The 18,080-nt window shown below is 39.8% G+C and carries 16 protein-coding genes and 1 pseudogene; 6 read left to right on the top strand and 11 right to left on the bottom strand.

Translation table 11 applies throughout. The features are described 5' to 3' along the window. Nucleotides 1-14 precede the first annotated feature (14 nt). From safA to nadB, 4 genes are all read right to left on the bottom strand, one after another. Nucleotides 15-1,040 (bottom strand): SafA/ExsA family spore coat assembly protein, encoded by a 1,026-nt coding sequence (safA, locus tag JCM9140_RS22435; protein ID WP_052002145.1) that lies wholly within the window; start codon nt 1,038-1,040, stop codon nt 15-17. Nucleotides 1,041-1,268: 228 nt separating this feature from the next. Then, nucleotides 1,269-2,372: a quinolinate synthase NadA gene (gene nadA, locus JCM9140_RS08545; protein ID WP_034744984.1), complete on the bottom strand. Its 1,104-nt coding sequence runs from the start codon at nt 2,370-2,372 to the stop codon at nt 1,269-1,271. Further along, nucleotides 2,369-3,211: a carboxylating nicotinate-nucleotide diphosphorylase gene (gene nadC / locus JCM9140_RS08540; RefSeq protein ID WP_034744982.1), complete on the bottom strand. Its 843-nt coding sequence runs from the start codon at nt 3,209-3,211 to the stop codon at nt 2,369-2,371. The genes nadA and nadC overlap by 4 nt, the downstream gene beginning before the upstream one ends. Nucleotides 3,212-3,222: 11 nt before the next feature. Continuing rightward, nucleotides 3,223-4,794 carry an L-aspartate oxidase gene (nadB, locus tag JCM9140_RS08535; protein ID WP_052002144.1) on the bottom strand — a complete coding sequence of 524 codons (1,572 nt, stop codon included), beginning with the start codon at nt 4,792-4,794 and terminating at the stop codon, nt 3,223-3,225. A 121-nt stretch (nt 4,795-4,915) separates the two neighbouring features. Here nadB and JCM9140_RS08530 point away from each other — a divergent pair, with 121 nt between their 5' ends. After that, nucleotides 4,916-6,043, top strand: a complete 1,128-nt coding sequence (locus tag JCM9140_RS08530) for a cysteine desulfurase family protein (protein ID WP_034744980.1) — start codon at nt 4,916-4,918, stop codon at nt 6,041-6,043. Between the two features lie 5 nt (nt 6,044-6,048). Continuing rightward, nucleotides 6,049-6,585, top strand: coding sequence for a transcription repressor NadR (locus JCM9140_RS08525; RefSeq protein ID WP_034744978.1), 537 nt, complete (start codon nt 6,049-6,051; stop codon nt 6,583-6,585). A gap of 909 nt (nt 6,586-7,494) precedes the next feature. Here JCM9140_RS08525 and pheA read toward each other — a convergent pair. The 4 genes from pheA to JCM9140_RS22430 form a co-directional block, all read right to left on the bottom strand. After that, nucleotides 7,495-8,358: a prephenate dehydratase gene (gene pheA, locus JCM9140_RS08520; RefSeq protein ID WP_034744976.1), complete on the bottom strand. Its 864-nt coding sequence runs from the start codon at nt 8,356-8,358 to the stop codon at nt 7,495-7,497. Between the two features lie 15 nt (nt 8,359-8,373). Continuing rightward, nucleotides 8,374-8,820, bottom strand: a complete 447-nt coding sequence (gene thrR, locus JCM9140_RS08515) for a transcriptional regulator ThrR (RefSeq protein ID WP_034744974.1) — start codon at nt 8,818-8,820, stop codon at nt 8,374-8,376. A gap of 138 nt (nt 8,821-8,958) precedes the next feature. Next, complete coding sequence (obgE, locus tag JCM9140_RS08510) at nt 8,959-10,242, bottom strand: GTPase ObgE (protein ID WP_034744972.1); 1,284 nt, start codon at nt 10,240-10,242, stop codon at nt 8,959-8,961. Nucleotides 10,243-10,252: 10 nt separating this feature from the next. After that, the gene (locus JCM9140_RS22430) at nt 10,253-10,780 is read right to left on the bottom strand and encodes a Spo0B C-terminal domain-containing protein (protein ID WP_052002143.1); all 528 of its coding nucleotides are present in this window, start codon (nt 10,778-10,780) and stop codon (nt 10,253-10,255) included. A 270-nt stretch (nt 10,781-11,050) separates the two neighbouring features. Here JCM9140_RS22430 and JCM9140_RS08500 point away from each other — a divergent pair. The 4 genes and pseudogenes from JCM9140_RS08500 to JCM9140_RS23100 all read left to right on the top strand — a co-directional run bounded on the left by JCM9140_RS08500 (nt 11,051) and on the right by JCM9140_RS23100 (nt 14,175). Beyond that, nucleotides 11,051-11,897 (top strand): annotated as a pseudogene (locus tag JCM9140_RS08500) (ABC transporter ATP-binding protein). Continuing rightward, nucleotides 11,830-12,585 carry an ABC transporter permease gene (locus JCM9140_RS08495; RefSeq protein WP_034744970.1) on the top strand — a complete coding sequence of 252 codons (756 nt, stop codon included), beginning with the start codon at nt 11,830-11,832 and terminating at the stop codon, nt 12,583-12,585. Before JCM9140_RS08500 ends, JCM9140_RS08495 begins: the two are co-directional and overlap by 68 nt. Before the next feature lie 30 nt (nt 12,586-12,615). Continuing rightward, entirely contained in the window at nt 12,616-13,623 is a 1,008-nt protein-coding gene (locus JCM9140_RS08490) for an aliphatic sulfonate ABC transporter substrate-binding protein (protein ID WP_034744968.1), read from the top strand. 417 nt (nt 13,624-14,040) lie between these two features. Continuing rightward, a complete protein-coding gene (locus JCM9140_RS23100; RefSeq protein WP_081727625.1) occupies nt 14,041-14,175 on the top strand; it encodes a YrzI family small protein in 135 nt (44 codons plus the stop codon). A gap of 364 nt (nt 14,176-14,539) precedes the next feature. Here JCM9140_RS23100 and hemY read toward each other — a convergent pair whose 3' ends face one another. Genes hemY through hemE form a run of 3 tightly spaced genes read right to left on the bottom strand, consistent with a single transcriptional unit; the run spans nt 14,540 to nt 17,937 of the window. Beyond that, nucleotides 14,540-15,943 (bottom strand): protoporphyrinogen oxidase, encoded by a 1,404-nt coding sequence (hemY, locus tag JCM9140_RS08485; protein WP_034744966.1) that lies wholly within the window; start codon nt 15,941-15,943, stop codon nt 14,540-14,542. A 4-nt stretch (nt 15,944-15,947) separates the two neighbouring features. Beyond that, a complete protein-coding gene (gene hemH / locus JCM9140_RS08480; protein WP_034744964.1) occupies nt 15,948-16,880 on the bottom strand; it encodes a ferrochelatase in 933 nt (310 codons plus the stop codon). 16 nt (nt 16,881-16,896) lie between these two features. Continuing rightward, complete coding sequence (gene hemE / locus JCM9140_RS08475; RefSeq protein WP_034744962.1) at nt 16,897-17,937, bottom strand: uroporphyrinogen decarboxylase; 1,041 nt, start codon at nt 17,935-17,937, stop codon at nt 16,897-16,899. Nucleotides 17,938-18,080 lie beyond the last annotated feature (143 nt).

Genomic DNA, 18,080 nt, shown 5'->3' with positions numbered 1-18,080 from the left:
GAGGCTTACATGCATTAATCGTCATAATCGTCTGTCTCATGATACCCTTGCATAAATGGTTGCTGCAGGTTATCTTGAAAAGGCATCATTTGACCATTTGGACCATACATAATTGGTTGAGTTGGGCCACAACAATCCTTTGATGGACCTGCAAAAGGTTGGTGCATCTGGTTGTGTTGCATTGGTTGTTGCATTGGTTGTTGCATTGGTTGTTGCATCGGTTGTTGCATCGGTTGTTGCATCGGTTGTTGATTAGGATAAAATGGCATTGGTCCCGAGCTAGGTTGCTGATAAGACTGTTCAGGATAATAAGGCATTGGTTCTTGAACAGGCGCCATTGGCATGTGTTGATGATGATAAGGTTGCATAGACGGTTGCGCATATGGTCCTGTTTGTGGGAAAGACGGCCCACATCCTGGCATTAATGGACTTACCGGTTGCATCGGCGGGCATGGCATTTGTTTTGGCTGGTACATTTGTGGTTGCACGACTGGTTGTTGCATTGGTGGTTTAGGAGCTTGATGTTGTTTTGGAGCATAATGCTTCGGTTTCATGTCATGTTTTGCTTTAACCGGTTGCTCTTTTGGTTTAACCATTTCTTTTTTCGGTTCAACTTTTTTCTTCACAGGTGGCTTTTGAACGGCTGGCATTTCCTTTTTAGCTTTTACCTGTGGTTGATAAAAGTTAATATTTGTTTCATACGTATTATAGTCCACTTTTGTTTTCTGTTTAGGCTGCACCATTTGTTGTGGCATAGCTGGCATTTGTGGCATCGGCATTGGTGCTGGCTTTTGTACTTCTTTCTTTTGAACAGGTTTAGGAGCTTCTTTTTTCGGCTGCTCTTTCATTTGTACTTGTTGTACCTGCGCTTCCTTTTTGACAGGTACACTGCCCGTAGGCACCTTTATTTTCATACCTGGCATAATCATATCAGGATTGGATAATTGAGTATTGGCAGCTTTTAATTGTTCAAAATCAACCCCGTACTTTTCAGCTAACTTCCAAAGTGTGTCACCTTTCTGGACAATATGAATTTTCACGTTTTCATTCCCTCCTCTTACCGTTCATTACATCGTATGTCGTTGTAGGCGAAATGACACGAAACTTCACCTATGGAACAGAATAAAAAATGGAAGAAACCCTAATATTTCAATGATCTCAGCACAGCTTATGTCGGAAAAAATAGGTTTATGCCTATCCATTATAGAAAAACATGAGGGGTGTGAAAAAAGGTAAGAATACTCTCCCTTTTTCACACCCCTCTTATTTTATACTCGTTCAAGCATTCGCTTCAGAGCCAAATTCCCTTCATCTGTTGTCTGTTTATCAACTGTTATTGGATAGTGAAGCCTGCCTTCAACAATTTCTTCTAACGACCATAATAAATGATCTAAATCAATTCGATTCATCGTTAAACAAGGACACATGGTTGAATTTAATGAGAATACGTCTTTATCAGGAAATTGCTGAGCCAATCGATTAACGAGATTCATTTCTGTACCAACGGCCCAAGACGTTCCTGCTGGTGCGTTTTTAATCGTCTCGATAATATAGTGTGTTGATCCATTTAAATCTGCTGCTTGTACGACATCAAATGTACATTCTGGATGAACAATAATGTTTGTTTTGGGAGAAGTGTTTCTAAGTTGATCAATTTGCGCAACTGTGAATTTTTCATGTACTGAGCAATGACCTTTCCATAGGATCACTTTTACATCTTCGATAGGTCCCTCACAAATAAGTTCTCTTGCAATTGGATCCCAGATGGCCATCTCCTTTAACGGAATGCCTAATTCATAAGCCGTATTCCGTCCCAAATGTTGATCTGGCAAAAACAACAAGCGTTGTTTTTGAGTAAATGCCCATTGAACCATCGCTTTCGCATTTGATGAAGTAACTGTTGCCCCTCCATTTCTTCCACAAAAAGCTTTTATGGCTGCCGTACTATTTACGTATGTTAAAGGCAAAATTGTATCTCCATATACCTTCTGAAGCTCAATCCATGCATGCTCTGTTTGGTCAATGTCGGCCATATCAGCCATAGAACAGCCCGCTTTTAAGTCTGGCAATATGACATGCTGATGATCTTCTGTGAGCATATCAGCTGTTTCAGCCATAAAGTGAACTCCACAAAACACAATATATTCAGCTTCTCGATTCGCTTTTGATAATTGAGCTAGTTGTAATGAATCACCAGTGGCATCAGCGAACTCAATTACTTCATCACGTTGATAATGATGACCTGTGATAAACAAACGATTCCCCAATTGTTGCTTTATCTGACGGATTCTCTCTTTCTTTTCTTCTATACTCATGTTTTGATAATGCTCTGGTAAGCGATCCAAAGTGGCGATTTTTTCTAAAAAACTCATGAACGTTCCTCCTCTAATAAAAAGCTCAAATCTGTTGCCTTTACTGAATGAGTTAAACAACCAAGTGAAATATAATGAACACCGGTATTTCTATAGGAAGCCAAGTTATCAAGTGTAATTCCACCAGATGCCTCAGTAATGATGGATTCTGGCACAATCGCCCTATAACGTTTTACCTCTTCTGGAGTTGCATTATCAAACATGATGACATCTGCATTTGCTTCTACGGCTTCGATCACTTCTTCTTCATTCGTTGTTTCTACTTCAATTTTCACCATATGACCAACATTGCTTCGAACAGTTGCAACTGCTGATTTGATTCCTCCACATGCAAGTAAATGATTTTCTTTCAACATAACAGCATCACTCAAGCCACGTCGGTGATTAAACCCACCGCCACAGCGTACGGCGTATTTTTCAAACATTCTTAAACCTGGCGTCGTTTTTCTTGTATCACAAATGCGAATTTGCTCATCCCCAAGCACGTTGATTGCAGTATGTGTCATCGTTGCAATCCCTGACATCCTTTGCACTAAATTGAGCAGTACACGTTCTCCAGCTAATAACGCAATAATTTTCCCTTCTAGCAAAGCGATCGTATCTCCCTTTTGAAAGGCTTCACCTTCCTGTACAAGTACGTTAACGGAGATTGTCGGGTCTAAGAGCTCATAACCAATGGACCACAATTCCCCGCCAGCCATTATTCCATTTGCCTTAGCGATAATTCGAGCCTTCCCATAAGCTTCTTTTGAAATGGCTGATTCACTTGAAGCATCAAGCTCTCCAAGGTCTTCAATCAAAAAATGTTCTAAATGCTTTTTTACGAGTAATGTATTCATTCCTTCTCCCCCTAAATCTTCTCTAGCAATAAGGAATTTTTTTCAATTTCAGTGACAGTTGGACCCGTTTCTAACGACAACGTAATTTGTTTGCCCAACCAATAATGATCGTCCCTTTCAGGAAAATCTTTACGATAATGTCCCCCTCTACTTTCCATTCTTTGAAAAGCAGCTTCCGTAATGAGGCACGCGACGAGTATCATATTTTTACGTTCGATGATTGACTGCGAATCCGTTTGACAGATCTGTGATGACATTAGCCTATATGGTTCTAACCATTTTTTCATTTCATTCAGACCTTTTTGGTCACGCTCGATTCCAACATACTTCGTCATATTTATTTGGATTTCTTTTTTTGAAGGAAACGTCTCAGGAACCTTCCATTCGATATCCTCTATATCCCTCTTTGGTGGAAGTGCTTGCCATACCTTATCGTCATTCAGAATATGCGCAGCAACCTTTTCAGCGAAAACGAAGCCTTCTAATAAAGAATTACTGGCCAACCGATTTGCACCATGAACTCCAGTACAAGCGACCTCTCCAATTGCATACAAACCCAATACAGAAGTACAGCCGTTTTTATCTGTCTCAATTCCTCCACTAGCAAAGTGGGCTCCTGGAACAACAGACAGAGGAGTGATTTCTGGATTGATCCCAGCCTGTACACACCGCTCCGCCAAACCTGGAAAACGCTTAGTAAATTCATCAATGTTACGACAGTCTAGATAAATTTCATTCCCCTCTTGTAAAACTCTATGAATTTCTCTGCTTACAACATCCCTCGCTTCTAGCTCCTTCAATGGATAGTGATCCATTAGTCTTTCACCAGAGTTTGTTACTAACTTTGCCCCTTCTCCACGAACAGCTTCACTGATTAACCCAAATGTTTTCGTATCCCTTTTTAGTAATGTAGGATGAAATTGGATGAATTCCATATCCTTTAGGACTGCTCCTACGCGATAAGCAAGAGCATAACCATCGCCAGTTGATTCCTCAACGTTAGACGTATGTTCATACAATTGCCCTAGTCCTCCTGTTGCTAGAACGATAGATTTAGCATAAAAACGACCGGTATTTGTCTGCACACCGATTACTTGGTTATTTTTTTCTAAAAGTGTCGTTACGAGTGTGTGTTCAAGTATGGCTATACGTTCCTTCACAACATTTATTAATGCTTCGGTAAAAGCTTGCCCGGTCTTATCTCCATTAACATGAACAATCCGCCTTTTTTGATGTGCCCCTTCCATTCCTAATATAAGTGAGCCGTCCTCATTTTTATCAAAAGGTACTCCGAGATGCGCTAATAAATGAACGATAGCAGGTGCTCTCTTCACTAACATTTCTGCATGGCTTTCATTATGGTGATGTTGTCCTGCGTTTAATGTATCAGCTAAATGAATTTTCCAATCATCATCCGAACTAAGAGCTGCTGCCATGCCTCCTTGAGCACAGCTAGAGTTACTTGTACGAAGACCTGACTTTGTGATAAGCATCACATTCATATGATCAGCTAATAAATGTGCTGTCATGAGGCCCGCTATTCCACTACCGACGATAATAACATCAACCGTCTTCATAGCCATCTCCATTCCCCCATATAATTTACAGTTGTCTTGTCACCTATCTTTACATAAAATAAGAGTTGTGACAAGCGCTTTTTTTTGATTTAATAGGGAAATATTGGGTAGAAAGGAGGCCATCCTCATGATCTATTTTGATTATAGTGCAACAACCCCCATGTCACCTGTTGCTCTTGAAACGTATAACCGAGTCGCAAAGGATTTTTTCGCGAATAGTCGTAGTCTCCATAATCTCGGATTACAAAGTGACGACATTCTTACATTGAGTCGTCAAACGATTGCAAATATCTTAAACGCTCATACGAATGAGGTTTACTTTACAGGTTCCGGATCAGAGGCAACGTTTTTAGCACTAACAGGCCTAGCTTTTTCCATGAAACAGAAAGGAACAACGATTATTACAACTGAAGGGGAACATCATTCTGTTATACAAGCTCTAAATTATTTAAAACAATTTGGGTTCACCATTTTATATGTACCTGTTAATGAGTATGGCCAAGTAACAATAGATAACTTAAAAGCAACGATTACACCCGACACCATTCTCGTTTCGATTGCACACGCTAATAGTGAGATTGGTACCATTCAAGACTTAACAGCACTAGGGACGTTGTTGGCTGAGCTTGATATTTTGTTTCATAGTGATTGTGTTCAGACTTTTGGAAAGATGGAAATCCCCATCCATTTGCTAGCAAGTGCTAGTGTGACAGCCCATAAATGTTACGGACCAAAAGGTGTAGGAGCTACCTACTTATCAAAAAAAATTCCTTGGACATCTTTTTTTCATGGTACGACTCATGAATTTGGGTTTAGACCTGGAACCGTAGATGTACCAGGAATCGCAGCGTTTGCGGCTGGGGTTGAAGAATATACCCCACTTGCGGGAGCAGAAATGAAACGTTTAGGCACTCTTAGAGAAATGATTGAAGAGGAGTTCAAAGAACACGATAACCTTTTCTTTGAAGGACACCCCAAAAAGCGTCTTCCCTTTCATTTAGCGATTCGTGTCAAAGGAATAGAAGGACAACTGGTCATGCTTGAGCTTAATCGAAAAGGATTTGCGATTTCTACTGGATCTGCATGTCGAGTCGGAGAAAGTGAACCCCCCCGGACATTAATAAGTATTGGTCGCAAACAACACGAGGCGCATGAACTTATCCGGATCACACTCGGACGTTGGACGACAGAGGAGGAAGTTCGAATGTTTATCAACACGTTCAAGCAAATTTTGAAGGATCTTAAAGGAGTCTGATATTTGTGATTGAAGGTAAGAAATTATTAGGAGACCAAAGAAGAGAATTGATCATCGATTGGCTTTTAAGAAGCGATGAGCCTATTACTGGAGGAGAGTTGGCAAAACGATCCAACGTTAGCAGACAAGTTATTGTCCAAGACATTTCAATTCTAAAAGCAAAAAAACACCCGATCATTGCCACTGCCCAAGGGTATATGTATGTGAACCAGACACCCGCACCGAAAGTAACAAAAATTATTGCATGCAAGCACGCTCCTGCTGAAACTAAGCAAGAATTATTCATCCTTGTCGATCATGGAGTAACGATCCAACAAGTCATCGTAGAACATGCTATTTACGGAGAAATAACCGCATCCTTAATGCTTTCAACTAGGCTCGATGTAGAAGCTTTTTGTCAAAAAGTAGAACAAACCAATTCTTCTTTATTATCAGAACTAACCGACGGCGTTCACCTTCATGTCATCGAAGCGGACCATCCATCGAAACTAGAAGCAGCCGTACAAGCATTAACCGACAGCGGGTTTATCTTACAAGATTGATCACCCAGGGCTTTATAATGACTGCTTTCCTAAAGCGCAAGTGCTGCAGCGTAATGGAACGTTCATATAGACACTAAACTTGCAGAATAGCAATTTTCATACACGAGTTAACGAGTAATCAGCCGCAGGGGAATGACACTCCGCTTTCCGCGGGTGCCCGGTGAGCCTCCAGGGTCTCACACGTGGGTCACTGGTCCCGCAGGAGCCTCCGTGTCATTCCCCTGCTAGGGTTACTTTTGTTACTTTTACTTATCTTTAACTTGTTACTTTTAATCTTCTACGATTTCTTTTAACACTTTCATTTTCTCTTTAACGATTGGATTTAGCAATTTGTGGGTTAACTTCCACATCAGAGATCACTAGTTTGAAATACCGCCAAGAATAAACGGCAGTATTATGTTCAAACAGAAATACAACCAGGTGATGATAAGTCTGATGCTTTTTCCTATGCTCTCTAATTCATCTGCAAACGTCATTAGACTTTGTTTTCTCTGGGAATTTCCTCTCAACAAAGCTCCCGGGATGGGGGGCCGACTCCTGCAGGAGGGAAGGGCAGGTTGAAATCCACCGGCACCGCCGGTTAGTTCAACGCCCGCCTGCGGAAAGCGTGTCCCCCATCCCGGGAGCGAGGGCTAAGCTCCCTTTCAAGTCCGAAGTAAACGAGCACTTTTTCAGTGGCCTCAAATAGAGGTCGGGCCGAGACACCTCTGGCTCGGCACCTCCTTGCGGGTGCGAGTGGCTACAGCGCAATGGAACGAACATGAGAAGAACACCTTCCCCATTAAAAGTAAAACTGTTCATAAAATAATCCCTGCCAAGTTCGGGCAGGTGAAAAGATTCGGAACCAGAGAAGTTCTTTCTGGTTCCTTCGCCAAACAACCCTGCCAAGTTCGGGCAGGGTTGTTTGGCTTATACATTCGCTTTTTTCCTACTTAGCATATAACAAGGATAACTCCCTAGAATCTCTACCCCACACCCTAGTGCTTCAATTTCCGAAACAACACCTGGAATGAGGACTTCATCCATTGCTCCTTCAACATCAATGATGAAAAAGTAATTTCCTAACCCTGTTTTCGTTGGTCGTGATTCAATTTTCTTTAAGTTTAACTTCCTCCAAGCAAATGCAGACAACACCTGATGCAACGCACCTGAATAGTCTGATGGCAGTGTCACCATTAAAGTTGTTTTCTCTTCAATGAAGTTGGTTCCTTTAAATTCAACTGGTGATGTAGCTTTGCTTAAAACAACAAAACTCGTTCCATTGTTCTCAAAATCATGAATGTTTGTATGCGCTAGCGCTAGCTCGTATTCTTTTGCCGCAATTTCATTCGCAATGGCAGCAATCGATAAATCTGGATTGTTCTTTACATATTCAGCCGCTGCTCCCGTCGAATTCATATATTCCCATTCAGCTTTTGGATAATACTTTTGCAAAAATTCATGACATTGGGCAATCGCATGTGGGTGCGAGACCACTTTCTCAATACGCTCACTTTTTTTATTTGGATGGACAAGCAAATGTTGCTCAATCGGTACTGTAATACCACCAATAATCGGTAGCCTTTGTTTATGGATGAGGTAATCTAATGTCATATTAACAGAACCTTCAATTGCGTTTTCAATCGGGACAACTGCTACTGTGACTTCCTCATTGGCAACCGCATCCATACAGGAAGGGATTGTCCGAAAAGGGAGAAACTCCCCTTTCTCAAACAGACCTCGCGCTGCCATTTCTGTGAACGTTCCTTTAGGTCCTAAAAATCCTATCTTCATTCGTCAAGCTCCTTCCTATGAACCAGTTCCAACTAGTTCGACCTTTTCTACCGCCTCTAATTTTTCAAGAACTTCCATCAACTCATTTAAATCGAGTTTCATGGGAGACATATCTATTGTAAGCGTCATATGAGCTCTTCCTTGGAGAGGAATTGTTTGGTTAATCGTTAGTACATTGGCTCCTGTCTCTGCTACCTTTCCTAATAACTGTGATAGCGAACCCGAACGATCAACCAATATAATTGAAAGGGTGATGATTTTTTCTTTAACCATTGTATGAAAAGGGAAGATTCCATCCTTATATTTATAAAAGGCACTCCGACTTAACCCAACATGATGAACAGCCTCATTTATTTTTTTTACTTTACCTGATCGCAATAGCTCTTTAGCTGCTAACGTTTTTTCCATTGCTTCTGTTAGCATATCTTCCCGTACAAGATAAAACGGTTTTCTTGATGTCATATAGTTTATTCACCTTCTTTCAACGAAGAGCTATGTTTCATTATAAAATTGACAAAACTTTTTGACAACACAAAAATGTCCATTAACAGCGAAAAACTGTCCCTTTAGAAGAGACAGTTTTCTAAAAAATGTATGTTGTTAGTCGATAAACTCAAATTCGAATTTCATAATTCGGACTAAGTCACCGTCTTTTGCTCCTCGTTCACGGAGTGCATCATCAATACCCATACCACGCATTTGTCTTGCGAAACGTCTCACTGACTCATCACGTGAAAAGTCCGTCATTTTAAACAAACGTTCAAGCTCTGCACCCGATAAGACGAACGTACCATCATCATCCCTTGTAATCACAAATGGTACTTGAGCTTTTTCATGGCGATAGATAACCCGAGTTGACTCTTCCGTCTCTTCATAAAGAGGAAATTCAGGTGTCTCTTCAATTTTATCCGCAACCGTAATGAGCAAATCACGAAGACCTTTTTTAGTTATCGCTGAAATCGGAAAAATAGGATATTCATCTTTCACTTTTTCTTTAAACACTTTTAAATTCTCTTCCGATTCAGGCATGTCCATTTTATTTGCCACTATAATTTGTGGTCGTTCCATTAAACGCAGGTTATATTGTTTTAATTCTTCATTGATCATAAGGAGATCTTCATAAGGATCGCGTCCTTCTAACGCAGACATATCAATAACATGAACAATAACCCTCGTTCTTTCAATATGTCTCAAAAACTGATGGCCAAGGCCTACTCCTTCGTGAGCCCCTTCGATTAAGCCAGGTAAATCAGCCATTACAAAACTGCGATTATCTTCCGTTTCGACAACACCTAAATTTGGGGTAATCGTTGTAAAGTGATAATCCGCTATTTTCGGTCTTGCTGCAGAAACAACTGAAAGCAAAGTGGATTTTCCAACACTAGGGAAACCTACCAACCCAACATCAGCCAATACTTTTAATTCAAGCACGACATCGCGCTCTTGCCCAGGTTCACCATTTTCAGCAATATCTGGCGCAGGATTTACAGGGGTGGCAAAACGTGTATTTCCTCTTCCACCTCGTCCACCTTTTGCAATAACAGCCTTTTGACCATGCTCTGTTAAATCAGCAATAATTTGACCTGTCGCATCATCAACCACGGTTGTACCTGGTGGAACTTTTACAATCATGTCTTCTGCATTTTTACCGTGTTGATTTTTTGGACGGCCATGTTCTCCTCTTGATGCCTTAAAGTGCCTTTTATAGCGGAAATCCATTAACGTTCTTAAACCTTCTTCCACCTCAAACACGACACTAGCACCACGGCCACCATCTCCTCCGGCTGGACCACCATCTGGAACATATTTTTCTCTACGGTAGGAAACTTGTCCATTCCCACCATCTCCACCTTTTACATATACTTTTACTTTATCTACAAACATTCTCTCCACCTCAACTTCTCAAAAAACTAGCAACAATGACACACTCGTTTTCGACCAGTTCAACTAGCTTTACATTTGAATCTGCCAACATTTCATCCCACTCTTGATCTTCAATATGTAAATGCCCCTGAAAATCAAATGTAATCTTGCATTCATCATCTGTAAATAAAAAAGTAAGCAATAAATGATTTTCGGACTCAGATGAACTTCCTTCTGTTAGTTTCTCCGTAATTTGCTTACATAGTCGCAGCAATTGAACTTCATCTTTTTCTAATGAAAAAACATCACCTGCAACATCCATTTCCAGCTTCACTTTATTGCTGAACCAATTATACGTTAAAAGAAAATACACAACACTATCTGCTTTTATTTCGGTAATTTTGCTCTCACATACCGACTGTTGTGTTACTTGATCAATTATTTCATCAATTCTGTCATAGCGTTTCAGTGCCAAATTCCCTTTTATTAACTGCATAACGTTCAACCAATCATGACGTGTTTGCCTAAGCGCCTTTAATACATCTAATTGGCTATCCATCTTAGTCTCTCCCTTGTCTTTCCATATAATAAATTAATAAACGTCCAATTAGTACATGGATTATCTTACCACAAACTTATAAGAACTAGCCATGTTCCTTCATTGTAATCTTATTATTCACTATCATGCCAAATTCTTAGTATCATACTCGGAAATGATAAAAAACAATTGACAGATGAAAATGATGTTCATATACTTATAAAATGATACTTAAAACCTACTAAAATGATATGAATTGTTAAGAATTTCCTTGTAGAAGGAGGGATTTCAATGTCTGATGTAAACATAAACAATGTCGGAAAGACGTTTGAAAATAAAGAAGATCAAACATCGTATACCGTGTTTGATCAAATTAATTTGCAAGTAAAATCAGGTGAATTTGTTTCATTATTGGGCCCTTCCGGCTGTGGTAAATCAACTTTATTAAACATTATTGCAGGTCTTGATCAAGCAACAGCTGGTTCAGTACTTGTAGGAGAACGAAAGGTTACTAGCCCTGGAGTCGATAGAGGGGTTGTTTTCCAAGAAGCTGCCCTTATGCCCTGGATGACAGTTTTAGAGAACGTCATGTTTGGGATAAAAAAACGTTACAAGTAAAAAAGAAGCCAGAGAACGAGCGATTGATTATTTAAAACTCGTTCACCTTAGCAAATTTATTGATTCCTATCCACATGAATTATCTGGTGGGATGAAACAGCGCGTTTCGATTGCTCGCGCCCTTGCTATGGACCCTGAAGTTCTTCTCATGGATGAGCCATTTGGTGCATTAGATGAGCAAACACGCTCGATGCTTCATAAAGAAGTTCAATATATTTGGGAGCAAACGAAAAAAACGATTATTTTTGTTACACATAACATTCGTGAATCGATTCTACTTTCCGATCGCATTGTTTTAATGGGTGTTCGTCCTGGTGGAATTATTAATGTGTTTGATGTTCCTTTAGCGCGCCCAAGAAAGCCATCTGATGAAGCTTTTACAAAATTAGAAGAAGAAATCAGCACACAATTAGCTGGTGAAATTGAAAAAGTAATGAAGGAGGAAATGGGTGATGATTACCATAGTCAGAAGGCTACTCTTCTTTACAGCTCTCATCGCGATATGGGAGATCGTATATAGACTTGATGCCTTTGGTACAAGAATGTTCCCCTCTCCCCTTCTTTCGTTCGTTGAACTGTATAAAGGATTCTTTGAAACAGGGATTTTAACGGCAGCACTAACGACAAGTTTGGGTCGAATTGGACTCGGTTTTGCTTTAGCCGTTATCATTGGATCTATTCTTGGCATCGTATTAGCTACTTCAAAACTTGCTGATGAAACACTTGGCTCTCTTGTTGTTGCTTTGCAATCCGTACCAAGCATTGTCTGGCTCCCATTAGCATTAGTCATGTTTCAAGGTGGAACAACTGCCATCCTTTTTGTCATTGTTCTTGGCGGAACGTGGCCGATGACAATGAATGTGAGAATGGGGATTAAAAATGTACAGCCACTCTTAATTCGCGCTGCTCGTACAATGGGATATAAAGGCTACGAGTTGATCTGGAAAGTCATGATTCCAGCTTCCATCCCATCCGCTTTAACAGGGATTCGCTTATCTTGGGCATTTGGTTGGCGTGCGTTAATGGCAGCAGAACTTTTAGGTAGAGGCGGTCTAGGACGGACACTTCTTGATGCTCGTGATTTCTTTAACATGGAGCTTGTTATTGCCATAATGATTATCATTGCGGTCATTGGTCTTATTGTAGAATATTGTATTTTCAATCCAATTGAACGGAAAGTTCTTAGCCGTTGGGGATATGCGAAATAAATAGAGAAATAGGTAAAAGGAGAGAGAAATATGAAAAAATGGTTAAAAGCAACTAGTATTGCGTTAGCACTTGGTGCATTAACAGCTTGTGGTGCTGGTAGCACAAGTGGTTCAGATTCAGATAGTGATGTTCGTATTGGATATTTTCCGAATCTTGATCATGCTGCTGCAATTATCGGAAAAGAAAAAGGGTATTTTGATGCTGAATTAGGAGAAAGAGGTGCTGAATACACTCATTTTCCAAATGGAAATGATTTTATTGAAGCACTTGAAACCGGTAATCTTGACATTGGGTACGTTGGGCCAGGTCCTGCAATTAATTACTTCCTAACTGGTGGAGATATTGTTGTTCTTGGAGCTGCTGCCAATGGAGCTACTTTAATCGTTTCTCGTGAAGATTCTGGCATTGAAACTCTTGAAGATTTTGGTGGTAAATCGTTCTGTACTCCAGGTAACGGATGCACTCACAATGTTCAACTTGAAATGATGTTAAAAGAAATTGGTCTTGAATCAAACCGTGTAGGTGGAACGGTAGAACACCAATCACGCATCGCTCCAGCAAACATGGTTGCTATGTTTGAGCAAGGACAAATTGATGCTGCTGCTGCACCTGAGCCTTGGGGAACCTTCCTTGTAGAAGAGCTTAATGCAAATGTTGTAACAGAATGGAACAATGTATTTTTAGGAGAAGAATTAGCAAGTGTTGTCGTTGTAACATCTAGCAAGTTCCTAGAAGAAAATCCTGAAGCAGTCGACGCTGTTTTACGTGCTCATAAACAGGCCGTTGATTACACGCAAGAAAACACAGAAGATACACTAACAACCATTAACGATCACTTATTTGATTTAACACAAAATCGTTTACCGGAAACTGTACTTGAAAAAGCTTGGACTCGTATGGCTGTCACAACAGAGACACATCCAGATGCATTACAAGCTTGGGCAGATGCATCTTATGAATTAAAGTTTATGGATAAAGATCCTGACCTAACTGGATTTGTGGATACCACTCGTCTTGATGCTATTTTAAATCAATAATTGTATTCAAAACCCGCCTATTCTAATTTAGGCGGTTTTGTCGTTTGTCAACTTTTTTAGAAAAAGTTCTAAAAAAATTCATTTTCTTGTTTACATATTACCAAAGATTGGCTATAATTCCTTATGAAAGCAAATTGAGAAAAGGAGGTTGAACACAATGATCCGAACATTTCATCCTAAGACACAACTAACTTCATATGCATTGCGTTCAATACCTACTAGTCTCAAGCTAGAAGTTTATTAATTCTGTTTAGTTATTTTAAGCTGATTTATAAACCACAGGTGAACGCACCCCTGTGGTTTTTTTATTTATTGAAACCGCAGGAGTGTTTGTCCTGTGGTTTTTTTGCGCCTGAAAATATAACCAAAAAATGGAATTAATAGAATCATTTATTACTTTATAAGGGAGGTGATCACATGACATTTACATTCTTAATTTTTACTATCACAATAAAAAAACGCCAGTATACAGGCAAAGATCTTGAAAAATTAGTAAGACAGCAAAAATTAGACGAGTATCATAATGAACAAAGTCACAAGTTCTATTACTAGAAAATCGCATAACTAAAAATAAGGGGGTATAACGATGATTTTTCTTAAAGGATTGATTTTACAAGGTTGGTATGAGCAGGTGAAGGGCCTTACCTGAAGATATTATTTCTATTACTAAACCTTACACAACAAAAGCACCGCATTTGCGGTGCTTTTTTGAGCCCTGGAATATTTGGTGAAGTAGCTCGAGTTCGTTTTGTCCTTCATCGGTTCTATGAAGGACCTTTCTCTCCCTACCTACATTCATTCGTTCTTCATCATCCCAAATAAACAACAGCATCGTCAATAAACCCACTCAATCAAATAGCTTTGTATGTAATTTCAATCCCATATTTATGCGTATGGGGTGGGTCTATCCTTTTTCTCAACTATTCACTATTTGCTCCACCGCTTTTTCACCTTGATCAATACAATCCGGCAAGCCAATTCCACCATAGCCGGCACCAGCGAGATAAAGCCCAGGAAGGTTTCGTGCGATGTCTTCCTTTATTTTCGCTAAGCGATACGTATGTCCAACATTGTATTGTGGCATCGACTTCTGCCAACGTTGAATATAGAAAAATTCAGGTTTTCCTTTAATAGACATCAATTGCTTCAAGTCATGCATCACAGCACTTACAATTTCCTCATCTGACCGAGAAACGATCGCTGAGTCTCCAGCTCTTCCCACATAAGCGCGAAGCAATGCATACCCACTTGGCGTGGAATGCTCCCATTTTTTATGCGTCCACGTACAGGCTGTAATGGTATAATTGCTATTCTTAGGAACAACAAAACCGGTCCCCTCATGGCGTTCAATAATATTCTCTTTTTTTAAAGCCATCGCTACTGTTGCAACCGTTGTTGACTCCATTTCTTGTAAATAATCAAAGTAGGGATAAGTATGCAACAACTGCGATGTAACATTAGGTGGTGTTGTTACAATGACACTGTCATAGCCTCTTACCTCCCCATCTGAGAAATGGAGTTGAAAAGTACTCTTTTCTTTGTCAATACTTATCAGTTTACTATTCTTATGAATCGCATTCGGATCTAGTTGTTCTTCAATGGCTTCGACAAGAGAACCTAGTCCTCCACGAAATGTGGCAAACATTCCTCTAGTCTGACCATCAACCGTTTGATTGGTCTTCTTCTTAGGGCGTGAAGATTTAATACCACGAATGAGGCTACCATACCGCCGCTCTATTTTTTGGAACTCTGGAAAAGTTGCTTTTAAACTCAGTTTATCTAAATTACCGGCATAAATTCCTGACAACAATGGTTCAATCATTCGATCTACCACTTCATTTCCAAGTCTTCTTCGAAAGAAATGCCCTAATGAGATGTCCTCATCTTTTGACGTGAAACGAGGGTAAACAAAATCGGCTGCTGCTCTTAGTTTTCCGATAGGAGATAACAATCTTGTCGTGATAAATGGTTGCAGCTCTGTTGGAACTCCCATGATCGCTCCACCTGGAATCGGCAAAAGACTGTTTCCTTTTAAGACATAAGATTGCCCCGTATTATTGAAAAGAATGTCATCTATCCCCACTTGTTTTGCTAACGTAGTCATACTTTCTTTTCTAGCTAAATATGAGTCAGGTCCTAGCTCAATTAAAAACCCATTTTCACGTTTTGTTTTGATTTTCCCTCCAAGGGATTCATCTTTTTCGAACAAATCGTATGAAATTAGCTCGCCTGCTTCTTTAGCTTTTTCAAGTTTATGCGCAGCTGCCAAACCGGTTATTCCTCCTCCGATAATGGCAACCCTCTTTTCCTTCTGTTCCACAGAATCACTCTTTCTCTGCTAGCTTTTTTTTCACAATTGCTGCTAAGCATTCAAGAAATTCAGGTTTAGCATTTGGCATTTCTGGACGATAATAATCGATTCCAAGCTCATCTGTCACTACTTTACATTCCACATCATTGTCATAAAGAACTTCTAAGTGATCCGCAACAAACCCAACTGGACAGTACACCATTGATGTATATCCGTACTGTTTATACAAATCTCTTGTTAAATCTTGAACGTCTGGACCTAGCCACGGGTCAGGAGTATTTCCTTCACTTTGCCATCCGATCGTATAATTTTTAATTCCAGCTTCCTTAGCAATTAAATCAGCTGTTTCTTGTAATTGATCTGGATAAGGATCTCCCAAATCCTTAATTTTTTCAGGTAAGCTATGCGCTGAAAAGATCACACATGCCGTCTCGGGATTCTGTATTTTCTCCATCGTCTTCTTTACTTGCTTGACCCAATACTCAATAAACAATGGCTCTTTGTACCAACTCTCAACACTATATATCTTTGGTCCGTCCACGTTTTCTGATTCTTCATGGGCACGACCATTATAAGATTTCACACTGAATGTTGAAAAGTGAGGAGCTAGGACAATGCTGATAGCCTCTTCAATTCCATCTTCCTTCATCTGTTTGACGGCATCTTCAATGAATGGATCAATATGCTTGAGTCCTAGGTATGCTTTAAATTCAACATCGTCAAAATCCTTATTCAGTTGCGCTTCAAGGCCATACGCTTGGTCTTCTGTTATTTTTGCAAGTGGGCTAATTCCTCCAATTGCCTCATATCGTTCAGTCAAATCTGCTAAAGCTTCATCAGAAGGCTTTCTTCCACGACGAATGTGTGTATAATATGGCTCGATTTCTTCTTTTTTTCTTGGAGTTCCATATGCCATTACAAGTAAACCAATTTTTTTCTTTGTCATTGTTTTCACACCTTTTTTACATCTTGTTCATTGAATAATCATGTACAAATGCAGTTAGTTTTTTTAATGTAGCTGGACTAACTTCTGGAAAAACGCCATGACCTAAGTTGAAGATAAAGTTTGGATTTTGCATTCCTTGATCGAGAATGGCCTTTGCACGTTCCTCAATTACATCCCATGGAGCTAACAGGATAGCAGGATCAAGGTTTCCTTGAACGGTCTTTTTAATCCCTAAATCTCTTGCTTCTTGAACCGATAAACGCCAATCTAGTCCGACAACATCTAATGGAAGGTCATTCCATTCATTAGCTAAATGACTTGCTCCCACACCAAACATAATGAGAGGTACATTTTCTTGTTTCAATTCTGCGAATATACGATTCATGATCGGTTTTACGAATGTACGATAATCAGCCACATTCAAAGCTCCTACCCATGAATCAAAAATTTGAATCGCTTGAGCACCCGCAGCTATTTGCGACTTTACGTATGTAATCGTCATGTCTCCTAGCTTATCCATTAACAACTGCCATGCTTGTGGCTCAGCATACATGAAAGCTTTTGTTTTATTGTAATTTTTCGATGGTCCTCCCTCAATCATATAGCTTGCAAGGGTAAATGGCGCACCACCAAAACTAATTAACGGAACAGTTAATTGTTCACGAAGTAGTTTGATCGTATCTAATACATAAGCAACATCTTCTTCAGGATTAATCGTACCAAGCCTTTCGACATCCGCTCTTGTTCGAATTGGGTTATCAATAACCGGTCCAATTCCTGATTTAATTTCCACATCAACACCAATCGCTGGGAGCGGTGTCATGATGTCCTTATAAAGGATTGCTGCATCATTGTTATACTGGTCAACAGGCAACTTGGTCACATACGCACATAATTCTGGTTGGTGCGTAATTTCAAAAAGAGAATATTCCTCTTTGATCTTTCTATATTCAGGTTGAGATCTTCCAGCTTGACGCATGTACCAAACCGGGACATGATCATGAGCTTCTCCTCTACAAGCTTTTAAAAATGTATCATTGAAAACCTTCTGATCCATTGTGCCACTCCTTTTATCATCTTTACTTGTTATTCTACTTGAATAATAAAAAAAAAGCATATTATATGTCTCTACTATAATGAGCAAAAGTACCCACGTATAGTGAATTCGAGAAACTGTCATAAAATAGATGAATGTATAGG

The sequence above is a fragment of the Halalkalibacter wakoensis JCM 9140 genome, assembly GCF_000513095.1.
Classification (GTDB): Bacteria; Bacillota; Bacilli; order Bacillales; family Bacillaceae_D; genus Halalkalibacter; species Halalkalibacter wakoensis.
This window is presented reverse-complemented; position numbering and strand designations above follow the sequence as displayed.